17 protein-coding genes are annotated in these 18,580 nt (G+C 35.2%); 14 read left to right on the top strand and 3 right to left on the bottom strand.

What is annotated here, in order from left to right; translation table 11 throughout:
• The first annotated feature begins 59 nt into the window (after window positions 1–59).
• From NG809_RS12055 to ribA, 8 genes are all read left to right on the top strand, one after another.
• Window positions 60–1,514, top strand: a complete 1,455-nt coding sequence (locus NG809_RS12055) for a lipopolysaccharide biosynthesis protein (protein ID WP_262150961.1) — start codon at window positions 60–62, stop codon at window positions 1,512–1,514.
• A 31-nt stretch (window positions 1,515–1,545) separates the two neighbouring features.
• Complete coding sequence (locus NG809_RS12050) at window positions 1,546–2,571, top strand: sugar phosphate nucleotidyltransferase (protein WP_262150960.1); 1,026 nt, start codon at window positions 1,546–1,548, stop codon at window positions 2,569–2,571.
• A 91-nt stretch (window positions 2,572–2,662) separates the two neighbouring features.
• A complete protein-coding gene (locus tag NG809_RS12045; protein ID WP_262150957.1) occupies window positions 2,663–3,508 on the top strand; it encodes a DUF4292 domain-containing protein in 846 nt (281 codons plus the stop codon).
• Window positions 3,505–5,067: a murein hydrolase activator EnvC family protein gene (locus tag NG809_RS12040; RefSeq protein WP_262150955.1), complete on the top strand. Its 1,563-nt coding sequence runs from the start codon at window positions 3,505–3,507 to the stop codon at window positions 5,065–5,067. The genes NG809_RS12045 and NG809_RS12040 overlap by 4 nt, the downstream gene beginning before the upstream one ends.
• Window positions 5,068–5,097: 30 nt before the next feature.
• Entirely contained in the window at window positions 5,098–5,319 is a 222-nt protein-coding gene (locus NG809_RS12035; protein WP_262150953.1) for a twin-arginine translocase TatA/TatE family subunit, read from the top strand.
• 12 nt (window positions 5,320–5,331) lie between these two features.
• On the top strand, window positions 5,332–5,943 hold the full coding sequence (locus tag NG809_RS12030; RefSeq protein WP_262150951.1) for a DUF4254 domain-containing protein: 612 nt from the start codon (window positions 5,332–5,334) through the stop codon (window positions 5,941–5,943).
• On the top strand, window positions 5,940–6,389 hold the full coding sequence (locus NG809_RS12025) for a hypothetical protein (protein ID WP_262150949.1): 450 nt from the start codon (window positions 5,940–5,942) through the stop codon (window positions 6,387–6,389). Before NG809_RS12030 ends, NG809_RS12025 begins: the two co-directional genes overlap by 4 nt.
• A gap of 8 nt (window positions 6,390–6,397) precedes the next feature.
• The gene (gene ribA, locus NG809_RS12020; protein WP_262150947.1) at window positions 6,398–6,994 is read left to right on the top strand and encodes a GTP cyclohydrolase II; all 597 of its coding nucleotides are present in this window, start codon (window positions 6,398–6,400) and stop codon (window positions 6,992–6,994) included.
• A gap of 68 nt (window positions 6,995–7,062) precedes the next feature.
• Here the strand turns inward: ribA and NG809_RS12015 are convergent, their stop codons facing one another.
• Window positions 7,063–7,575 carry a hypothetical protein gene (locus NG809_RS12015; RefSeq protein WP_262150945.1) on the bottom strand — a complete coding sequence of 171 codons (513 nt, stop codon included), beginning with the start codon at window positions 7,573–7,575 and terminating at the stop codon, window positions 7,063–7,065.
• A gap of 115 nt (window positions 7,576–7,690) precedes the next feature.
• On the opposite strand from NG809_RS12015, the gene NG809_RS12010 reads away from it, so the two are divergent.
• From NG809_RS12010 to NG809_RS11990, 5 genes are all read left to right on the top strand, one after another.
• A complete protein-coding gene (locus tag NG809_RS12010; protein ID WP_262150943.1) occupies window positions 7,691–9,379 on the top strand; it encodes a glycoside hydrolase family 3 protein in 1,689 nt (562 codons plus the stop codon).
• Between the two features lie 33 nt (window positions 9,380–9,412).
• Window positions 9,413–10,561, top strand: a complete 1,149-nt coding sequence (bshA, locus tag NG809_RS12005; protein ID WP_262150941.1) for an N-acetyl-alpha-D-glucosaminyl L-malate synthase BshA — start codon at window positions 9,413–9,415, stop codon at window positions 10,559–10,561.
• A gap of 1,088 nt (window positions 10,562–11,649) precedes the next feature.
• The gene (locus NG809_RS12000) at window positions 11,650–12,915 is read left to right on the top strand and encodes a DUF2851 family protein (protein ID WP_262150938.1); all 1,266 of its coding nucleotides are present in this window, start codon (window positions 11,650–11,652) and stop codon (window positions 12,913–12,915) included.
• A gap of 1 nt (window position 12,916) precedes the next feature.
• A complete protein-coding gene (locus tag NG809_RS11995) occupies window positions 12,917–13,138 on the top strand; it encodes a PspC family transcriptional regulator (protein WP_262150936.1) in 222 nt (73 codons plus the stop codon).
• Between the two features lie 29 nt (window positions 13,139–13,167).
• On the top strand, window positions 13,168–13,680 hold the full coding sequence (locus NG809_RS11990; RefSeq protein ID WP_262150934.1) for a GNAT family N-acetyltransferase: 513 nt from the start codon (window positions 13,168–13,170) through the stop codon (window positions 13,678–13,680).
• On the opposite strand, the gene NG809_RS11985 is transcribed toward NG809_RS11990, so the two are convergent.
• Complete coding sequence (locus NG809_RS11985; protein ID WP_262150931.1) at window positions 13,677–14,459, bottom strand: carboxypeptidase-like regulatory domain-containing protein; 783 nt, start codon at window positions 14,457–14,459, stop codon at window positions 13,677–13,679. The two genes, NG809_RS11990 and NG809_RS11985, sit on opposite strands and share 4 nt — an antisense overlap.
• Window positions 14,456–15,208, bottom strand: coding sequence for a carboxypeptidase-like regulatory domain-containing protein (locus NG809_RS11980; protein ID WP_262150929.1), 753 nt, complete (start codon window positions 15,206–15,208; stop codon window positions 14,456–14,458). The genes NG809_RS11985 and NG809_RS11980 overlap by 4 nt, the downstream gene beginning before the upstream one ends.
• Window positions 15,209–15,389: 181 nt before the next feature.
• Between NG809_RS11980 and NG809_RS11975 the strand changes: the two genes are divergently transcribed.
• Complete coding sequence (locus NG809_RS11975) at window positions 15,390–18,524, top strand: UvrD-helicase domain-containing protein (RefSeq protein ID WP_262150927.1); 3,135 nt, start codon at window positions 15,390–15,392, stop codon at window positions 18,522–18,524.
• Window positions 18,525–18,580: the final 56 nt, after the last annotated feature.

Here is an 18,580-nt window from a genome sequence, read left to right as displayed (position 1 = left end):
AGCATCAATCTGAAAATTATGATTTCTAATATTTACATTTGCATTTTAAAAACCTAAAATTGTATAAAAAATTATTTGGGCAAACCGCGGTTTATGGGTTGAGTTCGGTATTGGTAAGAATTTTCCCGTTCTTAGTTGCACCTATTATTACCAATGCGTATGGTCCTTCAGCTGCAGCACCTTTTGTAGATTGGTATTCAATCGCAGGCGTAATTACGGTTTTCCTTACACACGGTATGGAGACTTCATTTTTCCGGTTTGCACAGGAAAAGGAAATTGATAAGAAAACTCTGGTTTCTACGTGCTCGATGAGTATTTTGGCGATAGGTTTCATTTATTTAATTTTAGGATATACCTTCAGACAGGATTTAGCAAACGCTTTCGAAACTCCCGATCAGGTCAACTATCTCGTGATGTTTCTTTTTATTTTGACGTTTGATGCATTTTCAACTATACCATCGGCGGTTTTGAGGCTTGAAGGAAAACCTGTTTTATACACACTTTCCAAAGTTATTGGCTCACTTGTTTACTTTGCATTAACCTATTTCTTTATTGTAATTCTTCCGGAATATCCTGATGGAATTTTAGGATTAAAATACGACCCTGAGATTGGAGTTGGTTATACTTTCATTGCCAATTTGGTTCAAAGCATAATCACATTGGCAATTGTAGGAAAGGAATTTGTGAATTTCAGTTTTAAAAAATTCAGTTTTCCACTTTGGAAAAGAATTATGAATTATTCATGGCCAGTAATGGTAGCAGGCTTAGCGGGAATTATTAATCAGACTTTAGACCGACAGTTTTTAAAATTTCTTTTACCGGAAAATCAGGCTAAACATCAAATAGGCGTCTACGGTTCGGTGTATAAAATAGCTACTTTCATTACCGTTTTCAGGCAAGCTTATCAATTAGGTATCGAGCCTTATTTTTTCTCAAGTTTTAAGGATAAAAACAATCATAAAACTTATGCGGTTTTGATGGATGTTTTCGTCATATGCAACTGCTTGATTTTTGCAGGATTAATGGTCAATTTGCAGTGGATTTCAGAAAAGTATTTAGGCGATCCTATGTATTTTGAAGGCATTGAAATCATTCCTTTTGTAATGCTGGGCGCGTTATTTTTAGGAATATATCTTAATCTTTCGATTTGGTATAAATTATCTGACCAAACAAGAGTTGGGCTTTATATTTCCTTAATCGGAGCAGCAATTACAATTCTCATCAACTTTTTATTCATTCCAAAGTACGGTTATTGGGCAAGTGCCATTGCTGCACTCACCACGTATGGAAGTATGATGGTAATTTCTTACATTTGGGGCAGAATTCAATATCCTATACATTATAACATAACAAAAATCGGGATTTATATTGTTTTTTCGGTGGCTATCTCGATGATTTCGTTTTACTTTTTCCGTACAAATTACTTTATCGGAAATGGTTTATTTCTCTTCTTTATCGGATTCCTGGTTTACAACGAGAGAACGATGATCAATAAAATTCTCAGAAAATCTTAATTAAACATTAAACTTTATAATAAATCAACACATGAAAATAATAGTTCCAATGGCCGGTCGTGGATCAAGACTACGCCCACATACTTTAACCGTACCAAAACCATTAATTCCTATCGCAGGAAAACCAATTGTACAGAGATTGGTAGAAGATATTGCTAAAGTTGCCGGAGAGGAAATTGAAGAAGTTGCTTTCATTATCGGAGATTTCGGTCCTGAAATTGAAAAATCATTATTGAATATTGCAGAAAAATTAGGTGCAAAAGGCAGCATTTACCATCAACTGGAACCATTGGGAACAGCGCATTCACTGAAATGTGCAGAAGCTTCAATGGAAGGAAATGTAGTGATCGCTTATGCTGATACTTTGTTCCGCGCAGATTTTATTTTAGATAAAAATGCGGACGGTGTTATCTGGGTAAAAAGCGTAGAAGATCCTTCTGCTTTTGGTGTTGTAAAATTAGACAACTATGGTTTTATCACAGATTTCGTTGAAAAACCAAAAGAATTCGTTTCAGATCTTGCGATTATCGGAATCTACTACTTTAATTCTGCTGAAAAACTAATGTCTGAAATCAATTATATCATGGATAATGACATTAAAAACGGTGGAGAATACCAATTGACAACCGCTTTGGAAAACCTGAGAGCGAAGGGTGGAAAATTCAGCTTAGGTAAAGTAAATGACTGGATGGATTGTGGTAATAAAAACGCAACTGTAGAGACCAATTCAAAAATTCTGGAGTATGAAAGAGAAGCAATGTCCCAACATCCTGCATCTGCTAAAATTGAAAATTCACTGATTATTCAGCCATGTTTTATTGGTGAAAACGTGAAAATTTCAAACTCTAAAATCGGGCCTGGGGTTTCTTTGGGAAATAATACAGAAGTTGTAAATTCTAATATTGAGAACTCGTTAATTCAAGAGAATACGAAGATCAATCACGGAAATCTTTCCAACTCAATGATCGGAAATTCGGCACAATATTTTGGTGTGGCGAGAGAAATCTCTTTGGGTGATTTTTCTGTTCTTGATTTTTCCCCGCACCAATCAGTTTAAAATGATTATCTTTAAACAAATAATTTCCGAACCACACAAAATCTTTTGTGTGGTTTGGCGTTAATATTGCAAAGTTTTAGCAAATTTTAATATGAAAAAATGGATTCCTTTAATCATACTTACTCTCTTCATTTTCAGCTGTAAATCGAGAAAAGCTGCGAATGACACAGCGCTGAATTCCGACAGTTTAACTGTCAAAAATCCTGATTCCAGGGATCCTGTAGACGCTGCTGAAAACGTAGGTGACCGTCTTAATTTTTATGAAAAAATTTATCTTCATGAAAAGTTTGATTATTTAAAAATCACAAGTAAAATTACTGCTGATAATATCCGTGTGAGTCCATTAGACGCCACAATTTATATTGAAACTGATAAAAAAATATGGTCAAACATTTCCTTTTTGATAATCCCGGCTGCAAGAGCAATTATTACTCCTGATGGGATAAAAGCAATGGATCGATACAATAAAAATTATATCGATTCTGATTTTGAATATTTGAATAATCTTTTAAACGTCAATTTTTTCGACTATAAAAATCTGGAAAAACTGCTTATCGGTCGTACATTTTTTACCATCAGCGGGAGAAACTCAAAAATCACCAAAAACATGCAGGGATACCAGATGGAATCCATTCAGAATCTAAAATTTACGACTGCCGGTGGTGAGCGGGAATACAAATTAAATCTCCAGTATTCAGAGGATTATAATCTGACTGATGTAAAACTGAAAGATGTGAAATCCGATGATGCAGTAGAAATCGTATATTCAAACTGGGAAACGCAGCCGAACAATGTAAAGCTTCCAAAGAATGTTAAAATAATTATAAAAGGAAGCAAAAACAGTCAGATTTTATTAGAAAATACGAATTTTGTTTTTTCGAGGATGGATACACCATATTCTGTACCGTCTTCCTACAAGAAAATTGAAATCAAATGATCAAAAGAATCAGTCTCATATTGAGTTTTTTAATCTTCGGATTTGCAAATGCTCAGAAAAATAAAGAACAGCTGCAGAAGGAAAATGCAGATTTAAAAAAGCAGATTGCACAGATTAACTCAGACCTGGCAAAAACAAGAAATGAATCTAAACTTTCTGTATCTTATCTAACGAATGTCAATCAAAAACTGGCTCTGAGGGAGAAGGTTTACAACAACACACAGAAGGAAAAGAAATTTATTGAAAACGAAATCTACCTTCGTCAGCTTGAAATCAACCGCCAGAATAAAGAACTGAGTGTTTTAAGAAAAAATTATGCTGAAGTTTTAGTAAAAGCATATAAAAATAAAGGAGTTCAAAATAAAGTAACATTTATTTTATCTTCAAAAAATCTGGGCGAAGCTTTAAGACGCGTTCAATATTTAAAGCAATATGCCGATTATCAGGACAAAAAAGCAGCAGAAATCACAAATGCTGCAGTAGAACTTAAAAAATCAGTTGAATCTAAGAAAAGGTCAGCTGATGCCAAAGAAAATCTTCTGGTGAACCAGAAAAAAGATCTTTCTACAATTGAGGTGGAAAGAAAACAGAAAGAACAGCTTGTAGCAGAATTTAAAAAGAATGAAGGTGTTCTGAGTGCTGAACTGAAGCAAAAACAGACACGCTCTAAAGCTTTGGAAGGACAGATCAGATCGATTATTGCTGAAGAAATCAGAATAGCGAAAGCAGAAGAAGAATCGAGAAAGAAAGCAGAAGCTGAAAAGATACGTCTTGCTAAAATAGCTGCTGAAAGAGAAAAAGCAAGAATTGAAGCGGAAAATAAAGCTAGAGCTGAGGCTTTAGAACGAGAAAGAAAAATAGCAGAAGCCGAAGCCAAAAAAGCAAATGAGCTCGCTGCAAAAAGAGAAGAAGAAGAAAGAAAACGTACTGCTGATGCTGCCAAAGCTGCCGCAAATGCAAGAGATGAAGAAAGAAGAGTTGCCGCTAAAAAAGCATCAGACGAAGCCAACGAAAAAGCAAGAGAGGCCGCAAATAAGTTGAAAGTTGCGAGAGACGCCGAAGCTGCATTAGACAAGAAAAAAGAAGACGAAAAGAAAGTTGCTGAAACAAAAGCTTACACCAACTTTGGAGTTTCATCAGGTATCGCAGGAAATAATTTTGCCGAAAACAGAGGAAAAATTGGTTTCCCGGTAGATAAAGGTCAGATTACCCATAGATTTGGAATTCAACAGCATCCTGTATTTAAAAATATAAAAGAAGAAAACAGCGGAATTAAAATTTCAGTACCGGCAGGTTCAAGAGCAAAAGCTGTTTTCCCGGGAAGCGTGAATTCTGTGATTGCCAATAACGATGGTACAAAAACAGTGATTGTAAAACACGGAGCGTATTTTACAATCTATTCAAATCTTTCGAGCGTTAGTGTATCGAAAGGGCAGCAGGTATCGGCAGGATCGTCTGTTGGAGCAGTTGGTCAGGATTTTGATGGAGCTTATACACTTGACTTTCAGGTTTGGAACGGTACAACACCGGTAGATCCATTGGGATGGATTTCATATTAAAAAAAGATTAACTTTGTAAAAATTTTAGACATGTATACATTAACAATATTAACTCCATTTGCCGCCTGGCATTGGATTATCGTGATCCTTGTAGTTCTGTTACTATTCGGAGGAAAAAAGATTCCGGAACTTATGAGAGGTTTAGGATCTGGTATTAAAGAATTTAAAGATTCTGTAAAGGAAGAGGACAAAACTACTGAGGTTAAAAAAGAAAATCCCACTACAAACAGCAGCAATACTACTGTAAACTAAGAAGATTTCCTTATGAATTTCACCGAGACAGCCTGGAAAGTCTTCAATCAGAGTATTGAAGACTATCATGTTTTAGATAGCGTAGATACCCCAATCAACAATCCTTATGAACTCAACAGTTTGGAACGTATTTTGTATGCAAAGAATTGGATTGATACCGTTCAGTGGCACTTTGAAGATATTGTCAGAGACGAAAATATAGACCCTGTTGAAGCTTTAAAACTTAAAAGAAGAATAGATGCTTCAAACCAACAGCGTACTGACCTAGTAGAATTTATAGACAGTTGGTTTTTAGATAAATATCAGGATATTTCTCCTAAAGCAGATGCAAAAATTAATACTGAAACTCCAGCGTGGGCTGTAGACAGATTATCTATTTTAGCACTTAAAGTCTATCACATGGCTTTGGAAGCAAACAGAGATACTGCATCTGAAGAGCATAGGGCAAACTGTCAGATTAAATTGGATGTACTTCTTACTCAGAAAGTAGATCTTTCAGTTTCAATAGATCAGCTTCTTTTGGATATTGAGAACGGGAATGTTAGGATGAAAGTGTACAAACAGATGAAAATGTACAATGATGAAAGTCTTAACCCAATCCTTTATCAAAAGGAGCAAAAATGAAAAAATTCTTTTTATCTGCATTAATTATTATTGTTTTTGGATCCTGTGCTACTGAGAAAGGAAACACTTCACCCATAGCAACAGGAATTACTGAGAAAAAAGCAAATACCGGCGAAGATTTTTCGGTGAAAATATCTGAAAATGCCAATGCTGCAGAAATCAGCAATCTACTGTCAACATTTCCTGTATTCTCTAAAAAAGAGATTAATGAAGAAGTTTCTGTTTTAAAATTCAGTCTTCAGAATTATCTCTATGCAATCGATGCCGGAAATAAAAGCGCTAAAGACAAACAGCTCAAGGGCATGCAGAAATCTTACAGAAAGATTCAGAAACTGCGGAAATCACTTACAATTGATGAAGATAATATTTTAAACAGATATTTAGTCCGCATTAAAACCAATGTTGCTGTCATTGAAAATGCAGTGAATGGCAACAAAAAACAATAATTTTATTAATGATTACAATTCAGGCGGAAGCTAATGTTCCTACAGAACACGGTACTTTCCGGATGATTGCGTTTGCAGAAAATGCTCAGGACTGGATGCCGCACATGGCAATTGTTGCTGAAAACACAGATTTTACCCAACCTGTAAACGTCAGGTTTCATTCAGAATGTATTACAGGAGAAGTTTTTCATTCTCAAAAATGTGAATGCGGACAGCAACTGGATGCAGCAATGAAATATATGCATGAACACGGGGGCATCGTTATTTACCTTCGTCAGGAAGGCAGAAATATAGGAATAATCAATAAACTTCGTGCATATTCGCTCCAGGAAAAAGGTTTTGACACTGTTCAGGCTAATCTGGAACTCGGACTTCCCGCAGATGACAGAAACTTTGGTGTTGCCATAGATATTTTAAACAATCTGGAAATAAAAAAAATCAATCTGCTCACAAACAATCCTGAGAAAGTAAGATTTGTTGAAGAAAGCAACATTGAACTTAATTCCCGCATTCCATTACAAATCCCGGCAAACGAAAATAGCCGCGGATATCTTCAGACAAAGAAAGATTTTTTCGGTCATCTTTTGGATGATAATGACAGATAAAAACAAAAGCTTCGGAAAAAATTTCCCGAAGCTTTTTAATTATAAAAAATTGAAAAGATATTGTTCCCTTATTTTGGCTCTTTCAGATTGTAATACTTTACTACAGCATTGTAATCTCTATAGTCTGGTTTATTTGCATTTTTCGCCGGATCTGCAGGAATTAAAACTATTCTGAATGTTTGATTTGTTTTAAACTCAGCAGCTTCAGCAGGTGTCATTGTTGCCAGGTCAAAGTTCCCTTCTGAATAAATCTCTACGTTGGTAGGATCAAATAGAAAATTAAATTCTAAAATTCTACCATTTGACAGATAGAACGTTTTTGGCAATAGTTGCCATACAGGTGTGGTATTAGGTAAATTTGAATTGAAATTTCTGTAAACTAAAACAACATCGCTACTTAAAATATTAATTCCTGTATTTATAGAATAACTGTTTGCTGCTGTTAGGGTACCAGTCACATCACGCATTCTTGCGACATCTGTAGCTACTGGCTCTTGTACGATCACATCATCATTATTATCGCAGCTCACTGCGAAAATGCTTAGTAATGCAAATATGAAAATTGGAAATATTTTTTTCATTGTAAAAAATTTATATATTTAATTGCTGTTGCCAAATCAAATCATATACCAAAAAAATGAAAAATTGGGTTAAGGCTAATTTTTTAGTTGTATTTTTGTCTCTATTCTAATTAATATGAAAAAATTATCAAACGTAGCGCTTATCGTTTTATTAATTTTAAATGTAAATCTTCATGCTCAGTATCAGCCCAAAGATTGGTCTAAAGCGGATATCAAAAAAGCTGAAAAATGGGTTGACGACAAATACAATTCCCTCTCCCAAAGCGAAAAACTGGGTCAGCTGTTTATAGTGGCACTTTATACCAATAAAGGTGATAATCACATAGATGAAATCAGAAATATCGTTAAAAATGAACAGATTGGTGGTCTTATTCTGATGCAGGACGATGCTGCGAGAGAAATCACTCTTGTTAACGAATTTCAGCAAAAATCTAAGACTCCAATGATGATCGGGATGGATGCAGAATGGGGATTGTACCAGAGAATTGCCACGGCTCACAAATACCCTTGGGCAATGACACTCGGAGCTATTCAGGATAAAGATCTGATTGAAAAAATGTCTGCCAAAATTGCAGAAGACTGTCACAGAATGGGGATCAACTGGGACTTTGCACCAGTGGTGGATGTCAACACTAACCCAAATAATCCTATTATCGGAAACAGAAGTTTCGGTTCAGAAGTAAAGAATGTTACCAAATCTGCCCTCGCCTACTCCAACGGCTTGCAGAACAACAATATTCTTGCTGCTATCAAACACTTCCCTGGCCATGGCGATACCAGCACAGATTCTCACCTGGATCTTCCAGTAGTTTCCCATAAAATTGACAGGTTAAATGAGGTTGAAATTGCTCCCTTCAAAGCTCTGATGAATAAAAATATCGGCGGTGTGATGGTCGCTCATCTTTACGTTCCCGCTTTGGAATCCAGAAAAGGTATTCCTGCTTCCGTATCACAAAATATTGTCACAGGATTACTGAAAGAGAAACTTGGCTATAAAGGTTTGATCATCACGGATGCCCTAAACATGGGTGCTGTAGCCAATAAATACAAGCCAGGCGAACTGGATGCTATGGCTTTCAAAGCAGGAAATGACATTATGTTGTTTTCTCAGGGAGTTGCTGAAGGTAAAAGATTAATTCAAAAAGCAATCGATAACGGCGAAATTCCGCAGGCGAGAGTGGAAGAAAGTGTAAAGAAAATTTTGTTAACCAAATATTTTTTAGGCATAAACCAATACACTCCGAAAAATCCGCAAAATATCAATTCTGATCTGAACAATGCTTCACATACGGCGATTGTTCAGGAAATGTACTCAAATGCTTTAACTTTAATTAAAGACGAAAAGAAACTTTTACATTTAAAAGAAAACACATATTACGTTCCTCTAGAAGAAGCATCTTATCAGACTTTTGCTAATGAAATGCAAAGTTCGGTGATTTTTAAAAAAGCAAATGAGATTAAAACGATTCCGGCTGGCTCAACGGTATTGGTAGGTTTTCATAAAGATAATTCTACAGCGTACAAACCTTATAAAATATCTGTTGAATCCAAGAGAATCCTCAACGAACTTTCAAAGAAACACAATGTCATTCTGAATGTTTTCGGAAGTCCGTATGCTTTGAAGGATATTGATCTGTCTAAAATTTCAACTGTTTTAGTTTCTTACGAGAACAATGATGATTCGATGACAGCAACAGCCAATGCTTTGAAAGGAAAGACAAAAATTCACGGTAGACTGCCGGTTTTAGTGAATGATAATCTAAAAGCGGGTGCGGGAATTGATCTTAAAGCAAAATCAAATTAAATCTTATCCAAAACTATAAATTAATAAGTAAAAATGAAAATAGGCATACTTTGCTATCCTACCTACGGAGGAAGCGGAATTGTAGCAACAGAGCTCGGGATGTCTCTCGCCAACAAAGGCTATGAGGTACATTTCATCAGTTCTGCCCTGCCTGCAAGATTAGATATTACCAATCCCAATATATTTTTTCACAAGGTAAACGTGCAGACTTATCCACTCTTTCAGTATCAGCCTTATGATATTGCGTTGAGCTCGATGATCTACCGTGTTGTGAATCTCTACAAACTTGATTTACTGCATGCGCATTACGCAATTCCGTATGCTTATGCAGCGTTTACGGCAAAGCAGATGCTGAAAGAAGACAATAACGATATTCCTTTGGTGACCACTCTTCACGGAACTGATATTACTTTGGTAGGTCAGCACCCGAGCTATAAACACGCAGTAGAATTTTCTATTAACCAGTCGGATGCAATCACATCGGTATCTGAAAGTTTGAAAAAAGACACGCTTCAGTTTTTCAGAATTAAAAAAGAAATTCAGGTGATTACCAATTTTATCGATAATTCTGAATTTGATGAATGCAATGAATGCCAGCGTACGCAATTTGCCAATCCGGATGAGAAAATCCTGATTCACGTTTCCAACTTACGTCCTGTCAAAAGGGTTGAAGAAGTTCTGCAGATTTTTAAAAGTGTGGAGAAAAAGGTAAAATCAAAACTCATCATTATTGGTGAAGGTCCGGATATGGAAAAGGTAAACCAGTTTCTGGAACACAATCCCGAACTGATTTCCAAAATCAGACTTTTGGGTAAAGTGAATGATCTGTACAGAATTCTTCAGCTTTCTGACGTATTTCTACTTCCATCTGAACAGGAAAGTTTCGGTCTTGCTGCTTTGGAAGCGATGGCTGCCAACACTCCCGTTATCAGTTCCAATGCCGGAGGAATTCCCGAAGTGAATATTCAGGGGGAAACAGGTTTCCTTGCTGAGATTGGAAATGTGGAGGCAATGAGCAATTACTGCATCAAGCTTCTGAGCAACGAGGAACTTTTAGCCCAAATGAAAATCAATGCCAAGCAGCAGGCGATTAAGTTTGACCTGAAAAACGTTCTCCCAATTTACGAGGAAATGTATAAGACGACGATTGAGAATTTCAAAGGGGAACTGACGAAAGTATAAAATAAGAAAGGGCGGAAACGCTCTTTTTTTGTTATCAAAATTTATTCTCTGTTTTATAATAAAATAAAAATATGATTGTAGATGTAAGAAAATTTAATCTCGATACTTCAATTAATGAACTGATTTTAAATTCTGAAATTCAAAAAAATGGTATGGAAAGATTACAGATAATTATTGGAATTATTTAGAATCTACTACAGAAAAAATTAACCAAAATTTTAATTCACACATTTTTTCAGATTTACTAAGTTTCATTATTGATGAGAAAAAAATAATTTTTGGCTTAGATCAATATTCTAATAAACTTTCTTTAAACAGAAATTCTGCCGTTTTTTTATTTGCCTTAGATGATAAAGAAAAATTATTATCCGAATTGTCACAGGTTAATTTTTTAAAAGACTTTGAAATTTATTGTAGAAAATTAAATGAGCCTCACTATAATTATCAGGCTACAGAGCTATTTCAAACTACAACTAATTTCAAGGATATTATCCTACAAATGGACGAAAATTATGGTTTAATAATAAATATTGGATAAATATATTAGTGGTTTCTAAATGTTTTTTGATTTCAAAATCTACAATTTTATCACATGATTTCAAAAGCAATTCAGTTGCATTGGGAAGCGAAAAAATTTAATTTAAATCCCAATTACAGAACACAGATAGCAGTCCTACGGACTGCACTTTTATCAATAAAATTATGTCCGACATAGATAATGCTCCGATGGAGCGATTGGACTAGACTATTTAAATAATTCTGATGCTCATACTTTTTTCCGGCAAACCTGTCGCAGGGGTGCGGGAGACTTTCAAGCTTTCCGGCAAGTTCGTTACCAGGGTGCGACAAGCTTTCACTAGGTTCCGCAAGTCTGTTGCGAGGGTGTTTGGAACTTGCGGAAGCTCCGCAAACCTGTTGCAGGGATGCAGGAAGCCCTTGAAATAAGGATTTTTGAGTTTTGCAGTATTTAGGCATTCTAATTATTTATCAAGAACAGTTTTGTTCGGTATTTCTTTTTTTTAAGATTAAAAATAATCAAGGTATCTGTTTTTTTTTTTTAATTTTAATTAAGTTAAAACACACAGACGATGACCGAAAAACTGCTTCAATACCTTTGGAACTTCAGGGTTTTTACCAATTTTGATTTTAAAGACACCGAAGGAAATCCCGTAGACATAATCGATTTCGGACGTTGGAATACAGACTCCGGACCCGATTTTCTGATGGCTAAAATAAAAATCAACGGAGTAACCTTAGCCGGAAACATTGAGCTCCACGTAAGATCTTCAGACTGGATTTTTCATCAGCACACCAAAGATCCCAACTACGACAACATTATTCTGCACGTAGTTTATCAGAATGACGCAGACATTGATGAATTTAAATTAAAAAATATTCCCACGCTTGAACTGATCAATCATATTGACAAATCTATTTTCGCAAAATATGAAAAGCTGGAAAAGGAAAGTCAGTTTATTGCATGTGAAGATTTATTCGATCCTAAAAATATCCCCGTTCATTTCTATGAAGAAAGTCTTCTGAAAAAACTCGAAGAAAAATCGCTTGAGATTGAAGAAGATCTGAAGAGATTTAAAAATAATTATGAAGCCGTTCTCTTCCACAGCCTCGCCTACTCCTTCGGTTTAAAAGTAAATGCGCAGATTTTTAAACAGATTGCGGAAAGTATTGATTTTACAGTTTTCAATAAAATCAGACAAAACAAAACGCAAATCGAAGCTCTCCTATTTGGCATTTCAGGCTGGCTGGAAAATCCTGAAGATAAACAAATGCAAATTTGGAAAAGAGAATTTGATTTTTTGAATGCCAAATTTGAAGTGAACAATATTATTATCCGACCAAAGTTTTTAAGATTAAGACCGCCAAACTTCCCAACAGTCAGGCTATCGCAATTAGCCAACCTTTACCATCAGCATCAAAACCTTTTTTCAAAAATAATTGATGCTAAAAATACCGACGAGCTGCTTCGTATTTTCAAAGATATTAAAGCGTCAGCATATTGGGACAATCATTTTAATTTTGGAAAAGTTTCGCCTGTAGATCAGCCTAAAATTTTAACTAAAGATTTCATTGAACTGATTTTTTTGAATACCGTACTGCCGGTAAAATATACGTATCACAAATACCAAAACGAAGAAATTGCCGAAGAGATTCTGGCGTTTTATAAAGATATTGTTTCAGAAAAAAACTCAGTTTTAGATGGTTGGAAAAATTTAGGCCTGAAAATAAAAAATGCTTTGCAGAGTCAGGGGTTAATTTATCATTATAAAAACTACTGCACACCAAAAAATTGCCTAAATTGCAGTATCGGTTTTAAAATATTAAAAGAGCAGTAAAATGTTGGATAATTTACGTCATAAAATGGAAAGAGAATGGTTTGGAGTACTCACAAGAATGGGTGCCAAGCTGGGGATTCCCGTTTCTAAACTTCGGGTTTTCTTTATCTACTCCACTTTTGCAACGGCCGGATTTTTCTTTCTCATTTATCTTGGTCTTGCTTTTACGCTTTGGATCAAAGATATTTTTATCACACGCCGACCAAGTGTTTTTGATCTTTAACGGTTCAAATAAACTTAGGCTACTTTATTATGGAATTCAATCAGATTACTTCACCCGACGATTACAGAATCAGACAGATTTACAGTTCGTACACTTCCTCTTTTCCTGAGGACGAAAGGCGCGACTGGATCAAGTTCGTACAGCTTTTTACTCATCCAAACGTGAAGGTTTTTTCAGTTTTTAATGAAAGTGAAAACATCGGTTATGTCATTATTTGGGAACTTTCCGATTTTATTTTTGTAGAACATTTTGAAGTTTTTGCTGAATTCAGAAATCAAAAAGCAGGCTCAAAAATTATTGATCTTTTAAAGGAAAACCATCCAAGAATTATTCTGGAGATTGAGCCGGAAAATTTGAATGAAAATTCAAAACGAAGATTTTCGTTTTATCAGAAAAACGGTTTCAGCTTAATTGACGAAATGTACATCCAGCCAAGCTATGGCAACGGAAAAAAGAAACTTGACTTGTGGCTGTTGGCTAATTTTCAGCCTACAAATTTAGGTGAGACAACAAACGAAATTCATGATGTCGTTTATCATTAATATTCAAGATTATTAGTCTTTTTATATTCGCTAAATGCTGACATCAGATCATTGGAAATCTTTGCTTTATCAAACTTCTTCCGATACTTTTTTGAGAGCATAAAAATATCTTCAGCATACAATAGAAAGCGGTCAATTCCCTCATCTCCCATCCCAAATTTCCTGTAATAACTGAGATCAATTTCAGACTTTAATCTGGCGAGAAAATCTCTGGTTTCATAATAGTTAGGCTTTGTAGTTTTTACGCTTATCAATTTTGTAATTGCTTCAGCAACTCCAATAAGACTCACCTGTCCTTCATTAAAATTGTGTGGCTGAAAGGATTTTGGCGTCGCATTTTCAGGTATAGCTTCAGTCATGGGAGATTTCATATACGCATCCATTTTAGAATTTAAGGCTGCAACTCTTTTAGAAATTCCGACATTATTAGCATCTTTTTCAAGATTTCCGGTTGGCTGAAATTTTAATTCGACTTCGGGGATGATAATTTCTACATGTCTGATTATCACAGTGTTTTTGTCAGCGAAAGATTTTGCAGTTACTTTTAAATCAAACCGATAAAATCCATCTTTCACAAACCGAATTTCGTCGTTTGGATCAGCATGAATCGAGAAACTTCCGTCAGTATTTGAAAAAACAGATTGATTTTTGTTAAAATTAAACACCAAAACCTGACCCTGCAAACTTCCGTTTTCATCAGAAACAGTTCCTGAAACTGTATTCTGAGCAAATGAAAGCACGGAAAACAATAAAGAAAGGAAAAATAAATTTATTTTCATTTTGTAATGACTGGCGGAGATTTGTAGGACGTTATTCTCAGCAGAACTGCACTTTTAAATCTGTTCAGATCTGCATCGCTGCAATAACCGTATTTCAGAATTCGCTTTCTCTCAAAACCACTGTTGAAAATATAGTAGATAAAATGCTGAATTTGAGAATTTTCGATCTTCAGTTCGGCAAAAAAATCATTTCCTAATGCATGAATCAGATAATTCATAAAATCTACATCGTCCCATTTGTCTTTAATTTTCCCAAAACTAAAAGTACCTTTCGTAACGGGCTGCACAAACTCGCCTGGTTTTGCTGCCAACACTCCTGGATCAGATTTTTGGCTCATGTATTTCCCCAAATCAGACTTCAATTTCTGAACTTTGGTAGGCGGATTGTAATTTTTTATATCGATTGCGAGATCTCCCGTAAGTCTCTTCTTCAAAACAACTTCCTCAATCGCAAGCGCATTTCTTTTAAGGGTAATATTTAAAGGTGATTTTAAATTTTCAGAAGTTATAATTGTCTGAAAACGTTCGTAGCCCAGCAGTATGAAACGCAGATTGTCACCTTTTCTTCCTGAGATCATAAAATGACCATCGTCATTGGTCAACACTCTTTCGTCAGTACGGATGTTGATTACCGTGACGTTGGGCATTTCTGCATTTTCCTCAGAAACCGTCTTCCCAAAAATATATTCCTGAGCATGGAAACTGAGTGAAAGAAGAAACGAAAAGATAAAGAGTAATTTAAATTTCACAGGCCATTGTTTTATTTCAGCAAATCTAAAATATATTTAGGTTTAAAAATAAATTTTAACCTGCATTAACACGTTTTATCAATTCTTATTAATTTTTGGTTCGAATTTGTTAAAATACCGATCGCTACTGTTAAAAATCCTACAGAAAATATATTATCTTGCAGTTTAAATTCTGTAAAAAATGCAAAATTCATATACGGTAATCAACGCTTCGGCGGGATCAGGGAAAACGTATGCTCTTGTGCAGCGGCTTCTGATGATCTGTCTTCGTTATCCCAATCAGGCACAGTCAATTCGGAATATTCTGGCGTTGACATTCACCAACAAAGCTGCCAACGAAATGAAAGAAAGAATTCTTTCGTGGCTGGGAAGATTTACTGAAAATAATTATGCAGATAATTCAGATTTAAAAAATATTCAGATCGCTTTTGAAGCTGAAGGTTTGAAAATAGATATTCACGAGCTTCATTACCGTTCGAAGAAGCTTTTGGATTACGTTCTTCACAACTATTCCACTTTAAATATCGGGACGATTGACCGTTTTAATTCCCGTTTGGTAAGAAGTTTTTCATACGAATTGGGTTTAGCCAAAAACTTTAATCTTGAAATTGATCCTGAACCTTTTTTAATTGAAGCCGTCGACAAAATGCTCGATCAGATTGGGGAAAACGATGTGATTTCCAATTCATTCATGGATTATGTGGATTACAGTTTAGAAAATAATGAAAGAATTAACCTCAACAAAAATCTCTACGATTCTGCAAAAGAATTTGTGAAAGACATTCATTATGAGAATCTTCAGAAAAATAAAGATTTTGATAATGAGAAATATGAAGACATTAAAAATACGCTTCGAAAAGAAATTTCAGCCAATAAAAAGAAGTCGCTTGAGCTTACGTTACATTCAATTCAGCTTTTCAAAGACAGAGCGATTGAAATTGAAGATTTTGCTCAGGGTAAAAATGGTTTGGGCGGATTTTTTGTAAAAGTTGCAGATTATTATCAGAAAAACAGGAAAGATTTTCCGTTTCCGGCCAATGAGGAATCGGCCCGAAATACTTTCGGGAAGGGTGCTGCAGCAAAATCGAAACATAAGGAACAGGATATTCTTGAAATTCTTGATCAGCTTCTTGAAAACCGTATTCAACTCATTAAAATTTTTATTGAAACACAGAAAAAAGAAAAAATTCTCGCTGCACTTTTGCCTTTAAAGGTAAATAAAGACATTCAGGATGAGCTGAAAAAGATTGAAGAGGAAAACGATTTGGTTCTGCTTTCAAAATTCAATATTTTGATCAATGAAAATCTGAAAAGTGAACCTTCGGCATTCATTTATGAAAAAGTGGGCTCGCAGTTTCATCATTATTTCTTTGATGAATTTCAGGATACATCGGAGCTTCAATGGCAGAATTTTCTTCCGTTGAGAGATCATGCCGTTTCCAGTGACAACACTTCATTTACTTTGGTGGGTGACCCGAAACAGAGTATTTACCGTTTTCGTGGTGGTGAAAGTCAGTTGATGCTCGACATTATCAGCAAAAAAGAAATTACGCCGAAAGAAGCATCACTTTTGGTTTTAAAAGACAACTGGCGGAGTGCGAAAAATATTGTGAATTTCAATAATGACCTGTACCGTTTTCATTCAGCAAATTTGAACGAAGAACATCAGAATATTTTTGGAACTGACGGCGAACAGAACCCAAAATCGTCTCTTGAAGGAAGGGTAAAAATAAACCTCATCGAAAATCTCACGAATGAAGATTTTTACACCGACACTTCAGAAAAAATGCAGAAAGACATTCAGGAAAGCCTTGATAACGGCTTTTCGTTTTCTGACATTACCATTCTGTGCCGTGGCAATTTTGATATTTTCAGCTACTCTCAAAAACTGGGAAATCTGACAGTCAATTACAAAGGCGAAACCACCAATATCAAAACAATTTCAGACAAAGGACTTACTTTGGATCTTTCGAATACACTGAAAGCTGTCATCGAATTTCTGAGATGGCAAAGCAACAGAAAAAACAAAACGAGCCTGATTATGATGATGTATTTTCTGAGAAAATCGGGACGGATTGTAATGGATGATTTTACTGTTGGAATGCAGGAAATTCTGAATATTTCAGACCATGAACTCATTGCGGAGCAGATTGAAAAAATTTATGGCGTAAAGCTTCATCAGGACGATTTCCCAAAATTTAATCTTTATAATTTTGTCGAATTTTACATCAATGAATTTTCGGTAGAAAATAAGGAAACTGATTTCCTTTTAAATTTCCTCGAAATGTTATTTAATTTCACTCAAAATGCAGGAGCGAGCACAAAAGAATTTCTGAAATACTGGGATGAGGAAGCTTCAAAACACACCATTCAGGCCTCGGAAAACATTGATGCGATTCAGATCATGACGATTCATAAGGCGAAAGGACTTGAGTTTCCGATCGTTTTTATCCCGATGATCAATAAAAACCGTGATGCGGAATTTACCAATTGGTTCGACACCGGAGATTTGGATGTTTTGCAATCGGTCAACATCAGCCAGTTCAGCAAAAATCTGGAAGTGTATGATGAAGAGATCGGAATTTTTAATCAGGAAAACTCGTACAAAAATTTCGTCGACAGGCTATGTCTGCAATATGTAGCGACTACAAGACCGGTTGAGCAGTTGTTTTTTTACATTCAGAAAGCAAATAAAACTTCAAATAATCTGGAGATTTTGGAATTTGTCCAGTCTAAAAATAATGTTGATGATGAATTTGATCTGTACCCAACAGAACCTGAAATGCTGAAAAAAAAGATTTACCATAAAAAATCTTCTTTCAAGACTAAAAATATTACCGAGCTTAAAAACCTCAACGAAAAGACGACTTCAATAAAAGTAGCGACACCTTCAAAAAATTATCAGACAAGAATTGAAAAAGTGAGAATCGGGCTTTTTGTGCACGAACTTCTGTCGAAAATTAATACCAAAAAAGACATCGCAAAAGTTTTAGAAAAATACATTCTGGAAGGTCAGATTACATTGGAAGAGAAAGTTGATATCGAAAAAAATCTCCTAAGAATTATTGATCAGCACAAAGAATTTTTCGATGAAAAATGGGAAGTTATCAACGAAAAAGACATTATGATTTCTGAAAACGGAGTAACAAAAATCTACAGACCTGACCGGATTTTAAAGCATCAAAATGAATACGTGATTGTCGATTTTAAAACCGGAGAGGAAAGCGAAAAAAATGATGCTCAAATCGAAAATTACAAAAACGTTTTGGAAAGTTTAGGGAGAAAGGTTGTGAAGACACAGTTGATTTATATTTGATTCCAAAAATTTAGAAGTTCAGGTTTAAAAGACAAATTCCGGTCGGAAGCAATGCC

The organism is Chryseobacterium foetidum, from assembly GCF_025457425.1.
Lineage (GTDB): Bacteria > Bacteroidota > Bacteroidia > Flavobacteriales > Weeksellaceae > Chryseobacterium > Chryseobacterium foetidum.
Note: the sequence above shows the minus strand (reverse complement) of the source record. Positions and strands in the feature narration are given on the sequence as shown.